The organism is Hydrogenophaga crocea (assembly GCF_011388215.1).
Classification (GTDB): Bacteria; Pseudomonadota; Gammaproteobacteria; order Burkholderiales; family Burkholderiaceae_C; genus Hydrogenophaga; species Hydrogenophaga crocea.
This window is the reverse complement of sequence record NZ_CP049989.1, coordinates 3,736,372-3,750,893: the sequence shown is the minus strand read 5'-3', so window position 1 is coordinate 3,750,893 and position 14,522 is coordinate 3,736,372. Positions and strand designations below refer to the sequence as shown.

General features: G+C 70.0%; 14 protein-coding genes. 10 read left to right on the top strand and 4 right to left on the bottom strand.

From position 1 onward, the window contains the following. Window positions 1–60: 60 nt before the first annotated feature. Window positions 61–1,119, bottom strand: coding sequence for a homocysteine S-methyltransferase family protein (locus tag G9Q37_RS17755; protein ID WP_166229294.1), 1,059 nt, complete (start codon window positions 1,117–1,119; stop codon window positions 61–63). Window positions 1,120–1,189: 70 nt separating this feature from the next. Here G9Q37_RS17755 and G9Q37_RS17750 point away from each other — a divergent pair, with 70 nt between their 5' ends. From G9Q37_RS17750 to G9Q37_RS17740, 3 genes are all read left to right on the top strand, one after another. Next, window positions 1,190–1,609, top strand: a complete 420-nt coding sequence (locus tag G9Q37_RS17750) for a rhodanese-like domain-containing protein (protein WP_166229292.1) — start codon at window positions 1,190–1,192, stop codon at window positions 1,607–1,609. A 21-nt stretch (window positions 1,610–1,630) separates the two neighbouring features. Beyond that, the gene (gene recQ / locus G9Q37_RS17745) at window positions 1,631–3,532 is read left to right on the top strand and encodes a DNA helicase RecQ (RefSeq protein ID WP_166229290.1); all 1,902 of its coding nucleotides are present in this window, start codon (window positions 1,631–1,633) and stop codon (window positions 3,530–3,532) included. A gap of 346 nt (window positions 3,533–3,878) precedes the next feature. Continuing rightward, window positions 3,879–4,223 (top strand): hypothetical protein, encoded by a 345-nt coding sequence (locus G9Q37_RS17740; protein ID WP_166229288.1) that lies wholly within the window; start codon window positions 3,879–3,881, stop codon window positions 4,221–4,223. A gap of 63 nt (window positions 4,224–4,286) precedes the next feature. Here the strand turns inward: G9Q37_RS17740 and G9Q37_RS17735 are convergent, their stop codons facing one another. Further along, a complete protein-coding gene (locus G9Q37_RS17735) occupies window positions 4,287–6,560 on the bottom strand; it encodes an ATP-binding protein (RefSeq protein ID WP_420810320.1) in 2,274 nt (757 codons plus the stop codon). 270 nt (window positions 6,561–6,830) lie between these two features. Here G9Q37_RS17735 and G9Q37_RS17730 point away from each other — a divergent pair, with 270 nt between their 5' ends. From G9Q37_RS17730 to G9Q37_RS17715, 4 genes are all read left to right on the top strand, one after another. Further along, complete coding sequence (locus G9Q37_RS17730) at window positions 6,831–8,030, top strand: threonine ammonia-lyase (RefSeq protein ID WP_166229286.1); 1,200 nt, start codon at window positions 6,831–6,833, stop codon at window positions 8,028–8,030. Between the two features lie 19 nt (window positions 8,031–8,049). Further along, a complete protein-coding gene (locus G9Q37_RS17725) occupies window positions 8,050–8,454 on the top strand; it encodes a PaaI family thioesterase (protein WP_166229284.1) in 405 nt (134 codons plus the stop codon). 53 nt (window positions 8,455–8,507) lie between these two features. Beyond that, window positions 8,508–8,648 carry a hypothetical protein gene (locus tag G9Q37_RS17720; protein WP_166229282.1) on the top strand — a complete coding sequence of 47 codons (141 nt, stop codon included), beginning with the start codon at window positions 8,508–8,510 and terminating at the stop codon, window positions 8,646–8,648. A gap of 311 nt (window positions 8,649–8,959) precedes the next feature. Continuing rightward, window positions 8,960–10,816 (top strand): phosphoenolpyruvate carboxykinase (GTP), encoded by a 1,857-nt coding sequence (locus tag G9Q37_RS17715; protein WP_166229280.1) that lies wholly within the window; start codon window positions 8,960–8,962, stop codon window positions 10,814–10,816. Between the two features lie 65 nt (window positions 10,817–10,881). On the opposite strand, the gene G9Q37_RS17710 is transcribed toward G9Q37_RS17715, so the two are convergent. Beyond that, entirely contained in the window at window positions 10,882–11,418 is a 537-nt protein-coding gene (locus G9Q37_RS17710; protein ID WP_166229279.1) for a hypothetical protein, read from the bottom strand. 105 nt (window positions 11,419–11,523) lie between these two features. On the opposite strand from G9Q37_RS17710, the gene G9Q37_RS17705 reads away from it, so the two are divergent. The 3 genes from G9Q37_RS17705 (at window position 11,524) to G9Q37_RS17695 (ending at window position 13,805) form a co-directional block, all read left to right on the top strand. Continuing rightward, on the top strand, window positions 11,524–12,498 hold the full coding sequence (locus G9Q37_RS17705) for a LysR family transcriptional regulator (RefSeq protein WP_166231461.1): 975 nt from the start codon (window positions 11,524–11,526) through the stop codon (window positions 12,496–12,498). Next, a complete protein-coding gene (locus G9Q37_RS17700) occupies window positions 12,495–13,298 on the top strand; it encodes a metallophosphoesterase (protein ID WP_166229277.1) in 804 nt (267 codons plus the stop codon). Before G9Q37_RS17705 ends, G9Q37_RS17700 begins: the two co-directional genes overlap by 4 nt. Before the next feature lie 84 nt (window positions 13,299–13,382). Further along, a complete protein-coding gene (locus G9Q37_RS17695; RefSeq protein ID WP_166229275.1) occupies window positions 13,383–13,805 on the top strand; it encodes a universal stress protein in 423 nt (140 codons plus the stop codon). A gap of 12 nt (window positions 13,806–13,817) precedes the next feature. Here the strand turns inward: G9Q37_RS17695 and G9Q37_RS17690 are convergent, their stop codons facing one another. Continuing rightward, window positions 13,818–14,453 (bottom strand): TetR/AcrR family transcriptional regulator, encoded by a 636-nt coding sequence (locus G9Q37_RS17690; RefSeq protein ID WP_240936426.1) that lies wholly within the window; start codon window positions 14,451–14,453, stop codon window positions 13,818–13,820. Window positions 14,454–14,522: the final 69 nt, after the last annotated feature.

Here is a 14,522-nt window from a genome sequence, read left to right as displayed (position 1 = left end):
GCAATTGTCACCGCGGCGCCGATACCCGAGCAAATCGTCGGGTATCGGGCAGGGCCGGGCTCAGGCGGCTTCGGCGTAGAAGCCGGCGCGGTGGCGCGGCGCCAGTGGCTGCACCGCGCGGCCGATGGCGGCGATGTGGTCGGGCGTGGTGCCGCAGCAGCCGCCCACGATGTTCACCAGGCCCTCGGCCGCGAACTCGTGCAGCAGGCGGCTGGTGACCTCGGGCGTCTCGTCGAAGCCGGTGTCGCTCATGGGGTTGGGCAGGCCGGCGTTGGGGTAGCAGCTGATGAAGGTGTCGCCCGCGACCTTGGCCAGCTCCTGGATGTAGGGCCGCATCAGCGCCGCGCCGAGCGCGCAGTTCAGGCCCACGGCCAGCGGCTGCAGGTGGCGCACGCTGGCCCAGAAGGCGTTCACCGTCTGGCCGCTGAGGATGCGGCCCGAGGCGTCGGTGACGGTGCCGCTGACGATCAGCGGCAGCCGCTCGCCCGTGGCCTCGAAGACCTCGTCGATGGCGAACAGCGCGGCCTTGGCGTTGAGCGTGTCGAAGATGGTCTCGACCAGCAGCACGTCGGCGCCGCCTTCCATCAGGGCCTCGACCTGCTCGCGGTAGGCCGCGCGCAGCTCGTCGAAGGTGACGTTGCGCGCACCGGCGTCGTTCACGTCGGGGCTGATGCTCGCGGTCTTGGGCGTGGGGCCGAGCGCGCCGGCCACGAAGCGCGGCTTGTCGGGCGTGCTGAACTTGTCGCAGGCTTCGCGCGCCAGGCGCGCCGAGGCCAGGTTCATCTCGCGCGCGAGGTGGGCCATGTCGTAGTCGGCCTGCGCGATGGTGGTGGCGCCGAAGGTGTTGGTCTCGATCAGGTCGGCGCCCGCGGCGAGGTAGCCCTCGTGGATGTCGCGGATCACGTCGGGCCGCGTGAGGCTGAGCAGCTCGTTGTTGCCCTTCACGTCCTTGGGGAAGTCCTTGAAGCGTTCACCGCGGTACTGCGCTTCGTCGAGCTTGAAGCGCTGGATCATGGTGCCCATCGCACCGTCGAGGATGGCGATGCGTTGCTCGAGGATGGCCGGCAGGGCCTGGGCGCGGGTGTAGCCGCGGGCGTGGGCGGAAGGGGTCTTGTCCATCAAGGAATTGTAAGAAGGCCCCCCTGCCCCTCGTCGGGCAGGGGCAAGGCATGGCCGACAATACGCGCCCATGAAGCACCTGTCCCCCAAGGAAGCCTGGACCTGGCTGCAGGCCGAAACCGAGCGCCGCCGCGCCCTGGGCCAGGAACCGCCGCTGTTCGTGGACGTGCGCATGGAGATCGAATCGCTCTACGTGGGCCGTCCGCCCGGGGTCGAGAACATCCCCTGGTACGAATACCCCGACCTCACGCCCGATCCCGAGCGCTTCGCGCAGGCCGTGGCGCGCGAGGCCGGCGCCAAGGACCGGCCGCTGCTGCTGATCTGCCGCAGCGGCAAGCGCACGCTCGACGCGGCCAAGGCGCTCGAAGCCGCGGGCTTCACCGACGTGCAGCACGTGCTGCACGGCTTCGAGGGCGAGCTCAACGAGCACTTCCACCGCTCCACGCTCAACGGCTGGCGCCACGACGGCCTGCCGTGGGAACAGATGTGAGCCGGCGGGCCTGAGTCCAGCATGGGAGCGATCGACCTGGCGCCCGGCGCCGAGACCCTCGAGCAGTGCATCGGCGTGCTGCAGTCGGTGTTCGGCTACGAGGCCTTCCGCGGCCCGCAGGCGCAGATCGTCAGCCACGTGAGCGACGGCGGCGACGCGCTGGTGCTCATGCCCACGGGCGGCGGCAAGTCGCTGTGCTACCAGGTGCCGGCCATCGTGCGCGAGCGCGCGGGGCATGGCGTGGCGGTGGTGGTGTCGCCGCTGATCGCGCTCATGCACGACCAGGTGGGCGCGCTCACCGAGGCCGGCGTGAGCGCGGCCTACCTCAACAGCAGCCTCTCGCTCGACGACGCGCAGCGCATCGAGCAACAGCTGCGCCGCGGCGAACTCACCCTGCTCTACGTGGCGCCCGAGCGGCTGCTCACGCCGCGCTGCCAGGCCATGCTCGAGAGCCTGCACGCGCAGGGCCGGCTGAGCCTGTTCGCGATCGACGAGGCCCACTGCGTGAGCCAGTGGGGCCACGACTTCCGCCCCGAGTACCGCGAGCTCGCGGTGCTGCCCGAGCGCTTCGCGGGCGTGCCGCGCATCGCGCTCACGGCCACGGCCGACGCGCTCACGCGCGCCGACATCGTCGAGCGGCTGCAGCTGCAGGACGCGCGCACCTTCGTGAGCAGCTTCGACCGGCCCAACATCCGCTACATGCTGGTCGAGAAGAAGGACGCCACCGGCCAGCTGCTGCGCTTCATCCGCGACGAGCACATGGGCGCGCAGGGCCAGCACGACGCGGGCGTGGTGTACTGCCAGTCGCGCCGCCGCGTCGAAGAGGTGGCCGAGATGCTGCAGCAGGCCGGGCTCAAGGCCCTGCCCTACCACGCGGGCCTCGACGCCGCCGTGCGCCAGCAGCACCAGGACCGGTTCCTGCGCGAAGAGGGCCTGATCATGGTGGCCACGATCGCGTTCGGCATGGGCATCGACAAGCCCGACGTGCGCTTCGTGGCGCACCTGGACATGCCCAAGAACATCGAGGGCTACTACCAGGAAACCGGCCGCGCGGGCCGCGACGGCGAGCCCGCCAACGCCTGGATGGCCTACGGCCTGCAGGACGTGGTGAACCAGCGCCGCATGATCGACGACAGCCCCGCGCCCGACGAATTCAAGCAGGTGCTGCGCGGCAAGCTCGACGCCCTGCTCGCGCTCGCCGAGGCCAGCGACTGCCGCCGCGTGCGCCTGCTGCGCTACTTCGGCGAAGACAGCCAGCCCTGCGGCAACTGCGACAACTGCCTGAACCCGCCCGAGCTGTTCGACGCCACCGAGCCCGCGCGCAAGCTGCTCTCGTGCATCTACCGCGTGCAGCAGGCCAGCGGCCACGGCTACGGCGCGGGCCACATCATGGACATCCTGCGCGGCAAGTCGACCGAGAAGGTGCTGCAGAACGGCCATGAAACCCTGAGCACCTTCGGCATCGGCGCCGACTGGAGCGAGACCCAGTGGCGCGCGCTGCTGCGCCAGCTCATCGCCATCGAGGCGGTGCGCGTGACCGACGCGCCCTACAACACCCTGCACCTGGCCGACGGCGCGCGCGCCATCCTCAAGGGCGAGGCCGGGGTGCGGCTGCGCATCCAGGCCGAGCGCGCGCCCTCGCGCTCGCGCAGCGCGCGCGCCAAGCCGCCGCTGGGCGACGACGGCACGCCGCTGTCGCTGGTGGAACGCGAATGCCTGGAGGCGCTCAAGGCCTGGCGCGCGCAGGTGGCCAAGGCGCACAACCTGCCGGCCTACGTGATCTTTCACGACGCCACGCTGCGCGCGATCGCGCAGCGCCGCCCCACCGACATCAGCGATCTCGACGGCATCAGCGGCATCGGCGAGAAGAAGCGCGCGGCCTATGGCGAAGACGTGGTGGGCGTGGTGAGCGCCTTCCTCTGAGGCCCCCGCCCGCCGGGAAGGCCCGGGCGCGCCCTGCGGGGTTTTCACCACAAGGCGCTGCAAGCGTTCCCATTTGTGCCCACCCCAGGCGGCCGGCACCATGCACCCATGGCTGCCACGGCCTCGATCGCAAACCCTCCCGGGCTTGCCCAGCGACCGCGGTAATGCCTTCTTCGAACTTTTCGGGGTTCCATCGGCGAGAGAGCACACCTCCGTTGGACACGCCAGACCGCCCGTCGGGAGCCGCCCATCCGCCGGCTCCCACCGCTCAAGAGCGGCGGGCCGCTGCCGATGTTCCAACCAAGGGGTTCTCCCATCACACGAATCGACTGCACGGAGCGCGGCAATGTTTTTCAGACTGAACTGGCTTGGCAAGCGCAAGGCGCCCATCCAGCAGGACACCCAGGTGCTGGACCTGGACTACCTCGTCGACGAATTCCACGCGGCCATGGCCGACATCCAGGACCCGCTGCGCGTGCGCCTGCACGCCGCCCTCATGAGCTGCCTGTCCCCGCGCGACCTGTGGTTCCTGCGCGGCAAGCTGTTCAACCTGATCTGCAAGCACCACCACGAAGGCGAGGCCAACCGCCGCCTCGCGCGCCTGGATGCCAAGCTGGCCTTCTTCGTCGAGCACCACCCCGACTACGACGCCGACGAGCTGCCCAGCAAACCCATGAGCCTGCTGCACTGAGCGCGCAGCCCCCCATGAAAAAGGCCACCTCCGGGTGGCCTTTTTGCTGGGCGCTCGCGGGCGCTAGTGCACGAAGCCCATGCCGCGCTGCTCGCGCACCTCGGGCTTGATGCGGTGCTCGGCCTCGAGCTGCTCGAGGAACTCGGCCGGCTCCATGGCCGCGCCGAGGATGTCGGCCTGGCGCTTGACGGCCGCGAAGTCGCCCGGGCACAGCTGCTCGAGCAGCCCCAGCCGGCGGGCCCAGGCGGCGTCGAGGCGGGCCGGGTCGCCGCCCAGGGCCTCGACCACGAACATGGTCTCGCGCTGCGCGCGCGTGAGCGGCTTGAAGCGGATCTTGAAGGTGAAGCGCCGCAGCGCCGCCTGGTCGATGCTGTCCATGAGGTTGGTGGTGCACACGAAGATGCCCGCGAAGCGCTCCATGCCCTGCAGCATCTCGTTGACCTCGGTGACTTCGTAGGTGCGCTGCGCGCCGCGGCGGTCCTGCAGGAAGCTGTCGGCCTCGTCGAGCAGCAGCACCGCGCGCTCGGCCTCGGCCTCGCGGAACATGGCGGCCATCTGCTGCTCGGTTTCGCCCACGAACTTGCTCACGAGGTCGCTCGCGCGGCGGATCATGAGCGGGCGGCCGAGCTGCTGGGCGATGTGCTCGGCCAGCGCGGTCTTGCCGGTGCCGGGCGCGCCATGGAAACACAGGCAGCCGTGGCCGCGCGCCTTGAGCGCTTCGATGATGCGCGGGATCGGGTGGCGCGCGTCGACGTTGAGCATGTCCAGGCTGTACTGCGTGACGCTGGGGCGCTGCACCGCATCGGGGGCCCGGCCGAGCGCGCGGTCGGCGTGCAGCAGCTGGCGCTCGATGAGCTCGTCGAGCATCGGCGGCGCGGCCGCCCGGGCCGCCTTGCCCGTGCGACGGCCGCTCGCGCGCACGGGCGCGGCCGCCAGCTGCGCGAAGCGCACCGCGGTGCGGATCTGCGCCGGCGTGAGGCCCTTGCGCTCGGTCAGGCGCGCCACCAGGGCGTCGCTCACAGCCACGCCGTCGAGCGTCTTGCGCACCAGCTGCTCGCGCGCGCCGGGCGGCGGGCTCTTGAGCTCCAGGTGGTAGGCGAAGCGGCGGCGAAAGGCCGGGTCGATCTGCTCGATGCGGTTGGTGATCCAGACCGTGGGCACGGCGTTCGATTCGAGCACCTGGTTGACCCAGGCCTTGCCGCTCACCGAATGGCTGTGCGGCGCGGGCACCTGCTCGGCGCGCGCCATGAACTGCGCGGCCTCGTTGGAGATCGGGGGGAACACGTCCTCGACCTCGTCGAACAGCAGCGCCGACTGCGCCGTGCCCTTGAGAAAGACCTGCGCGATCTGCAGCGAGCGGTAGCGGTCGCGGCCCGAGAGCGCGTTGCCGTCGCGGTCGGCGTACTCGACTTCGAACAGCGCCAGGCCCGCGGCCTGCGCGACCACGCGCGCGAGCTCGGTCTTGCCGGTGCCAGGGGGGCCGTAGAGCAGCACGTTGACGCCGGCTTCCTTGCGCGCCACGGCCTCGCGCAGCAGACCGCTGAGCAGGCGCACGTCGTCGGCCACGTAGTCGAAGTCGGCCGGGCTCAGGGCCGACTTCGCGGCCGGCCGCGTGAACACCGCCATGAGCTCGCTCTGCGAGCGGTATTCGCGCATGAGCACCGGCGGCAGCTTTTCGCTGACCTTCATGAGGTCGGCCAGGTCGGTGATGTTGTGCTCGGAGATCAGGTTCTCGACCATGCCGATGCGCTCGAGCCGCGAGCCCGCGCGCAGCGCCTCGCCCACCTCGCTGGCCTTCACGCCGGCCACGTCGGCGATGGCCGCATAGGCCTCGGGCGCGTTGTTGACCTTGAACTCGACCAGGATGGAGCGCAGGTCGCGCTGGTAGCGCGCGAGCGTGCCGTAGAGCAGCAGCGCGCGCTCGGCGCGGTTGAGCTGCAGCAGCTCGGCCAGCGCGTCGATGTTCTTTTCCACCAGCGTGCTCTGCTTCTTGAGCGCCTGGCTCAGCCAGTCGCCCGTGACCGCCAGCACCGAGAGCAGGTCCTTGGGCGCTTCCTTGGCGTATTCGTCGAGGTAGAAGAACAGCGTGCCCTCTTCATAGGGGCCGCGCCACACGCCGTAGCGGTCCATGAATGCGCCGGTGGCGAGCTTGTCGTGGCCGGCCCAGAGGTCGTTGTCCTTGCAGCGGCGCTGCAGGAATTCGCGCAGGCGCTGCAGCACCGTGTGCGGCCACACCAGGTGGCGGCCAGCGAGCGACAGCAGGGTGTTGAGGTCGCGCCGCACGTTGAAGCGCGGGCCCTGGCGTGCGGCCAGCGTGAGCACGAAGTGCGAGCACATGAGATCGAGCACCGGGGCCTGGCGCAGGCCGTGCGGCACATGCAGGCGCCCTTCGCCCAGCGCGCGCGCTTCCGGCGGGCGGACCAGGGGAGTCGGTGACAAGGGCCTTTTGTTCATGTGCGAACCTCGGGCGACAACCTCCACGGTGGCGGGGCGCCTGGGAGTACGGCCCCTGTGCGGCGCACCATAACGCAGCTTGATGCCTGATGGAAGTGCGTGATGACAGGCGTTCCGGGGCTTTTTCCACGGCGGCGAGGCCACAATCGCGCCATGCTCCAGATCGACGACATCCGCGCCGCGGCCGCCCGCCTCGAAGGCCAGCTCCTGCGCACCCCCTGCGTGGAATCGCGCACGCTCTCGCAGCTCACGGGCTGCCAGGTGTTCCTGAAGTTCGAGAACCTGCAATACACCGCGTCCTTCAAGGAGCGTGGGGCCTGCAACAAGCTCGCGCAGCTCACGCCCGAGGAGCGCTCGCGCGGCGTGATCGCCATGAGCGCGGGCAACCACGCGCAGGGCGTGGCCTACCACGCGCAGCGCCTGGGCCTGCGCGCCGTGATCGTCATGCCGCGCTTCACACCCGGTGTGAAGGTGGAGCGCACCCGCGGCTTCGGCGCCGAGGTGGTGCTGCACGGCGATACGCTCGACGAGGCCCGCGCCCACGCGCGCGCACTGGCCGAGCGGCAGGGCCTGGTGTTCGTGCACCCCTACGACGACGAGGCCATCGTGGCCGGCCAGGGCACGGTGGCGCTTGAGATGCTGGCCGACGTGCCCGACCTCGACACCCTGGTGATCGCTGTCGGCGGCGGCGGCCTGATCGCCGGCATGGCCACCGCGGCCAAGGCGCTGCGCCCCGGCATCGAGGTGGTCGGCGTGCAGACCGAGCGCTTCCCCGCCATGGTCAACGCCATCAAGGGCACGCACCACGCGCAGGGCAGCAGCACCATCGCCGAAGGCATCGCCGTGGGCACGCCGGGCGAGGTCAACATCCCCATCGTGCGCGAACGCGTGGACGACCTGCTGCTGGTCGACGAAGGCGACATCGAGCAGGCCATCGTGATGCTGCTCGAGATCGAGAAGACCCTCGTCGAGGGCGCGGGCGCGGCCGGCCTGGCCGCGCTGCTCAAGCACCCGCAGCGGTTCCGCGGCCGGCGCGTGGGTCTGGTGCTGTGCGGCGGCAACATCGACCCGATGCTGCTGGCCTCGATCATCGAGCGCGGCATGGTGCGCGCGGGCCGCCTCGCGCGCATCGCCGTCAACGCGCGCGACGTGCCGGGCAATCTTGCGCGCATCACCGCCCTGGTGGCCGAGGCCGGCGCCAACATCGACGAGGTGCACCACCAGCGCGCCTTCACCCTGCTGGCGGCCCAGAACGTGGAGATCGAGCTCGTGCTGCAGACGCGCGGGCGCGAGCACGTGCAACAGGTGATCGACCTGCTCAATGGCGCGGGCTTTGCCGCGCACGTCCAGTAACCCCAGCCCCCCTGCCGCCATGGACCACGCCACGCTGCAAGCCGCCCTGCCCGAGTACTTCGCCCCCTGGGTCCAGGCCCTGGGCCTCACGGTCGAAAGCCACGCCGAGGGCGTGGTCACGCTGCGCCTGCCGCAAAGCGACCAGCTCAGCCGCGTGGGCGGCATGTTGTGCGGCCAGGCCATGATGGCCGCGGCCGACACGGCCATGGTGCTCGCGCTGATCCGCCACTTCGGCGCTTTCCGGCCCTGCACCACGGTGCAGATGAACACCAGCTTCCTCAAGCCGCTGTCGGGGCAGGACGCGCTGATCGAGGCGCGCGTGATCCGCGCCGGCAAGAGCCTGGCCTTCGGCGAGATCGACATCCGCGGGGCCGAGGACGGCAAGAGCGCCTGCCGCGCCACCACCACCTACGCGCTGCTCTGACGCGCACATCGCCTAAAATCCGCGTTTTTCGTCGTCACCGCACCGGAGCAGACATGGCCCAGCAACCGCAGCACACCCCCGAGCAGACCGAAGACGTGGTCGAGTCCATCACGCCGCTGATGCCCATCGTGCTGCCCATCGCCGGCGGCGTGCTCATGTTCCTGCTGGCCTTCATCGCCGTCTTCATGGCCTGATCCCCGGCAGCGCCCGAACCCGCGCGGCGTTCCGCGCCCCCGCCGAAGGCCCCCCACGGGGCCTTCGGCTTTTTTGCGTCCTTTCGTATGCATGCAAACCGATTCGGGCACGCCAACTGCATCACGTTATGCGGGGTTTGCATGTAACTGGGGTGTAACCCGCAGCCCCCGTCCCTAAAATTGCGCCATTGGCCGATCCGCGCCGCCGCGCCGACCGACCCGATCCGCCGCCCAGGCCCCCCAGGACAGCCGCTTTTGCGGCTGTCGGTGTCTTGAGCCGCCCCTGGTTTTCAACCTCTGGAGTCCGTCCGATGAACTCTCCCGTGATGCAGGGCCTGGCCCTCAACACCCCCTCCTACGTGAAGCACGCGCGGCTGATCGCCTGGGTGGCCGACATGGCTGCGCTGTGCAAGCCCGACCAGATCGTCTGGTGCGACGGCAGCGACGCCGAGTACGACCGCCTGTGCCAGCAGCTGGTCGACGCCGGCACCTTCAAGCGCCTGAACCCGGCCAAGCGCGCCAACAGCTACCTCGCGAGCACCGACCCGTCCGACGTGGCGCGCGTGGAAGACCGCACTTTCATTTGCAGCGAGCGCCAGGAAGACGCCGGCCCGACCAACAACTGGAAAGCCCCGGCCGAGATGCGCGCCACCCTGCAGCCGCTGTTCGACGGCTGCATGCGCGGCCGCACCATGTACGTGGTGCCGTTCAGCATGGGTCCGCTGGGCAGCCCCATCGCCCACATCGGCGTGGAGCTCTCCGACAGCGCCTACGTGGCGGTGAACATGAAGCTCATGACCCGCATGGGCAAGGCCGTGTTCGACGTGCTCGGCGCCGACGGCGACTTCGTGCCCTGCGTGCACACCGTGGGCGCGCCGCTGCAGCCCGGTGAAAAAGACAAGACCGTCTGGCCCTGCAACCCCACGGTCAAGTACATCGTGCACTACCCCGAGACGCGCGAGATCTGGAGCTACGGCTCGGGCTACGGCGGCAATGCGCTGCTGGGCAAGAAGTGCTTCGCGCTGCGCATCGCCTCCACCATGGGCCGCCAGCAGGGCTGGCTGGCCGAGCACATGCTGATCCTGGGCGTGACCAGCCCCGAAGGCAAGAAGTACCACGTGGCCGCGGCCTTCCCCAGCGCCTGCGGCAAGACCAACTTCGCCATGCTGATCCCGCCGCAGGGCTTCGAAGGCTGGAAGGTCACGACCATCGGCGACGACATCGCCTGGATCAAGCCGGCCGCCGACGGCCGCCTGTACGCGATCAACCCCGAGGCCGGCTACTTCGGCGTGGCCCCCGGCACCAACACGCTGACCAACCCCAACTGCATGGCCAGCCTGAACAAGGACGTGATCTTCACCAACGTCGCGCTCACCGACGACGGCGACGTCTGGTGGGAGGGCATGGGCGATGCGCCTGCGCACGCCATCGACTGGCAAGGCAAGGACTGGACGCCGCAGATCGCCAAGGAAACCGGCGCCAAGGCCGCGCACCCCAACGCACGCTTCACCGTCGCCGCCACCAACAACCCCGCGCTCGACAGCGCCTGGGACGATCCCAAGGGCGTGGCGATCGACGCCTTCATCTTCGGCGGCCGCCGCAGCACCACCGTGCCGCTGGTGACCGAAGCGCGCGACTGGACCGAAGGCGTCTACATGGCCGCCACCATGGGTTCGGAAACCACCGCCGCCGCCTTCGGCGCTCAGGGCGTGGTGCGCCGCGACCCGTTCGCCATGCTGCCCTTCACGGGCTACAACATGAGCGACTACTTCCAGCACTGGCTCGACATGGGCAGCAAGCTGCAGGCCCAGGGCGCCAAGCTGCCGGGCATCTTCTGCGTCAACTGGTTCCGCAAGGACGAGAGCGGCAAGTTCGTGTGGCCGGGCTTCGGCGAGAACATGCGCGTGCTCAAGTGGATGATCGACCGCATCGAAGGCCGCGGCCAGGGCGTGGAACACGCCTTCGGCACGAGCCCGCGCTACGAGGACATCCAGTGGAACGGCCTGGCCTTCTCGCGCGAGCAGTACGCCACCGTCACCGCGATCGACAAGGCCGCCTGGGTGAAGGAGCTGGAGCTGCACGCCGAGCTGTTCCAGCAGCTGGCCTACCACCTGCCGCGCGAGCTGACCGACACCAAGGCCCGCATCGAGCAGCGCCTGGCCGCCTGAGCGGGCGCCCCGCAGACGCAAAAAAGCCGCTCCTCGGAGCGGCTTTTTTCATGCGCGGGCGCTGGTCAGATGAAGTGCATCTTGGCGTAGCGGGCGCGGCTGGCGGCCAGACGTTCCCAGTAGCTGCGCGTGTCGACCGTGGCGGCCTGGGGCAGGCCGATCGGGGCCAGTGCATCGCTGAAGTCCTGGGCCGGGGCGGCTTGGGTTTCCAGTTCGACTTCGGCGCGGTTGCGCGCGGCGACCAGCTCGGTCATGAGGCGCGGGTCCTGGCGGGCCATTTCCCACAGGCGCATTTCGGCGCGGGCCTCGGCCAGCGAACGCGACCAGTCGTCGAGCGCGGCCACGGCGCGGCGGGCGCCGCGGCGGGCGGTGTCGGCGAACAGCGCGAGGCCGGCGAACACCAGGGCCCAGAGGCTGACCCAGGCGAGCATGAGGTGGCCATCGGCCCAGGTGTCGATCACCTGGTCGGCGATCACGACCAGCGTGGCGAGCACGGCGGCGAGCAGGAGGGCGCTCAGGCGGCGGGCGCCGTCGGAAGAGGCGGCGGGCGAAGCGGAAGCAGAGGCGGCAACAGACAGCGGTGCGGAGAGGGTGGTGCTCATGGCAACTCCTTGAAGAACACCCGGTGGGGTGCATGGGCGGTACTCTAGGGTTTACCCCGATATCTCGCCACTTTATTTTGATGATGGATACCATTCATCGTCATGATGAATCCGCCAAACTTCCGCACCTTCGACCTCAACCTGCTGCGCGTCTTCGACGAGGTGATGGCCGAGCGCAACCTCACGCGCGCGGCCCACAACCTGGCCATGACCCAGCCGGCGGTGAGCAACGCCCTGCGCCGCCTGCGCGAGCTGCTGGGCGACGAGCTGGTGCGGCGCGCGGGCTTCGGCGTGGAGCCCACGCCCGCGGCCATGGCGCTGTGGCCCGCGGTGCGCGAGGCGCTGGGCCTGCTGCGCGGGGCGCTCGCGCCCGGTGAGTTCGAGCCCGGCTCGGCGAGCAACACCTTTCACCTCGCCATGGCCGACGCCACCGCCGCCAAGCTGGTGCCCAGCCTGGTCAACATCTGCGAGGCCGAGGCCCCGGGCGTGAACCTGCGCGTGCTGCCGCTGACCACGCGCGATCCGCGCGAGCTGCTGGAAAGCGGCACGGTGGACGTGGCCATCGGTCACTTCCCGGCGGTCATCGCCGAACTCGGTGCGGCGCAGCAGCAGGACGAGCTGCCGCGCTTCGCCTTCCAGCGGCTCTACGATGGCCGCTACGTGGTGGTGATGCGCCGCGGCCACCCCATGGCCGGCCGCCCGCTCACGCTCGACGAGTACTGCGCGGCGCGCCACCTGCTCGTGAGTTTCTCGGGCCGGCCCTTCGGCTTCGTCGACGAGGCGCTGACCGCACGCTCGCGCATCCGCCGGGTGGTGCTCACGGTGAACCAGTTCTTCACCGCGGGGCGCGTGGTCACCACCACCGACCTGCTCACCGTGCTGCCGCGCCACTTCGTGTCGGCCACCGGCATGGAGAACGAGCTCGCGATCGCCGAGCTGCCGCTGGACGTGCCCGAGGTGCACGTGGACACGCTGTGGCACCGCCAGCGCCAGCACGACGGCGCGCACCGCTGGCTGCGCGAGGCCGTGGCCCGGGCCGCGCGCGACGGGCTGGGCGAGGCCGCGACAATCGGCGCATGAAGATCCAGTTGCTCAGCGACCTGCACCTCGAGGCCAACCCCGATTTCGAGCCACGCCCCGCCCCGGGCGCGGAGCTGCTGGTGCTCGCGGGCGACGTGGGCTCGTACCAGCGCCGCCGCGACGGCAGCACCATGCCCGAGCCCGACTGGGGCCTGGGCCGTTTCGCGGATTGGCCGGTACCAGTGCTGTTCGTCCCGGGCAACCACGAGTACGACGCGCTCGACGTGGACGACGCCCACGCCCGCCTGCGCGCCACCTGCGAACGCCTGGGCCTGCGCTGGCTCGAGCGCGAGACCTGGATCTGGCGGGGCGTGCGCTTCGTGGGCACCACGCTGTGGACCGACTACGACGCGATCCGCCCGCCGGGCACCGACCCCCTGCAGCAGCGCGAGAAAGCCTTTCGCGCCGCCAACCATTACCTGCGTAGCATGGCGAGCCAGCGCGGCGGCGCGCTGTTCGACGCCGCGGCCATGCGCGCGCTGGGCATCGAATGCCAGGCCTGGCTGCGCGACGCGCTGGTCCAGCCCTTCGACGGGCCCACGGTGGTGGTCACCCATTTCGCGCCCACGCTGCACAGCGCCGACCCGCGTTACGGCCTCACGCCGGGCACCGCGGGCTTTTGCAACGCACTCGACGATCTGCTGCCGCTCGCGGACCTCTGGCTGCATGGCCACCTGCACTGCCCGACCGACGTGCGCGTGGGCCGCTGCCGCATCAAGGCCAACCCGCTCGGCTACCGCGACAAGCACGAGCAGCTCGGATTCGATCCCGTGGGAACGGTGGACATCGGTCCGGCTTGATCCGGCTCAAGGCGCAAGGCGCAGGCCGGGCCCTACACTGCGCGCTCCTGCATTTCCTCTTCCCACAACACCAAGGAGCACCCGATGAAGATCCTGCTTGCTGTCGACGGCAGCGCCTACACCAAGAAAATGTTGGCCTACCTCGCGGCCCACGACGAGCTGTTCGGCAGCGACAACGACTTCACCGCAATCAGCGTGCAGGCCCCGCTGCCCCCGCGGGCCCGCGCGGCCGTGGGCGCCACGGTGGCCAACAAGTTCCACGAGGACGAAGCGGCCAAGATCACGGGGCCGGTGGCCAAATTCCTGCAGCGCCACGGCATCGCGGCCAAGGTGGTGCACAAGGTGGGCCCCGCGGGCGAACTCATCGCCAAGGCCGCCGACGCCGGCAAGTTCGACCTGGTGATCATGGGCTCGCACGGCCACGGCGCGCTGGGCAACCTGGTGCTGGGTTCGGTGGCCACCAAGGTGCTGGCCCAGTGCAAATCCCCCGTGCTGCTGGTGCGCTGAGCACCGTCGGCATCAGCGCGCGCGCAGGCCTTCGAAGCAGGTGCTGAGCACCATGTCGACGATCTGCTCGCGCGTGTAGAGCTCGGACATCTTGAGAAAGCCGAGCACCGGATCGCAGGCGCGCGCGTACAGCGTGTAGAGCACCGCGATGGGCGGCAGCGCAGGGCTGATGCTGCCGTCGGCCTGGGCCGCGGTGATCCACGCGCCCAGGCGCTCGCTCACATCCATCAGGCCGTCCATGTAGGCCTTGTTGTTGATCAGCGTGGTGCGCAGCGAGGAGTTCTCGCTCGGCAGCGAGGGCATCTCGCCATCGAGCTGCACCTCCATGGTCCAGCGCGCCACCGCCTTGAGCTGGTCGAGCGGGCGCGCGTTCGGGTCGGCCTGCAGGCCGTCAAGGAAGGCGCGCGCGCGGTCCATCACACGCACCATGGCCGCGGCGGCCAGGTCTTCCTTGCTCGGGAAGTGCTTGTACAGGCTGGCCTTGGCGATGCCCACGTCGGCCGCGACCTCGTCGACGGTCATGGCGTCGAAGCCCTTCTCGGCCAGGAAACGGTTGACCGCCGAAATGATGGCGTCCTCGCGGGCGAGGTGCATCTGCTCGCGAAAGCTGAGCTTGGGGGCGGCGGAGGACTTGGCGGCTGGCGGCATGGAAAGGCGATCGAGGCAAAAGCCCGTTGTGATCGCCGGATTCTGCCCGAGTTCAACCTGATCGTCGAC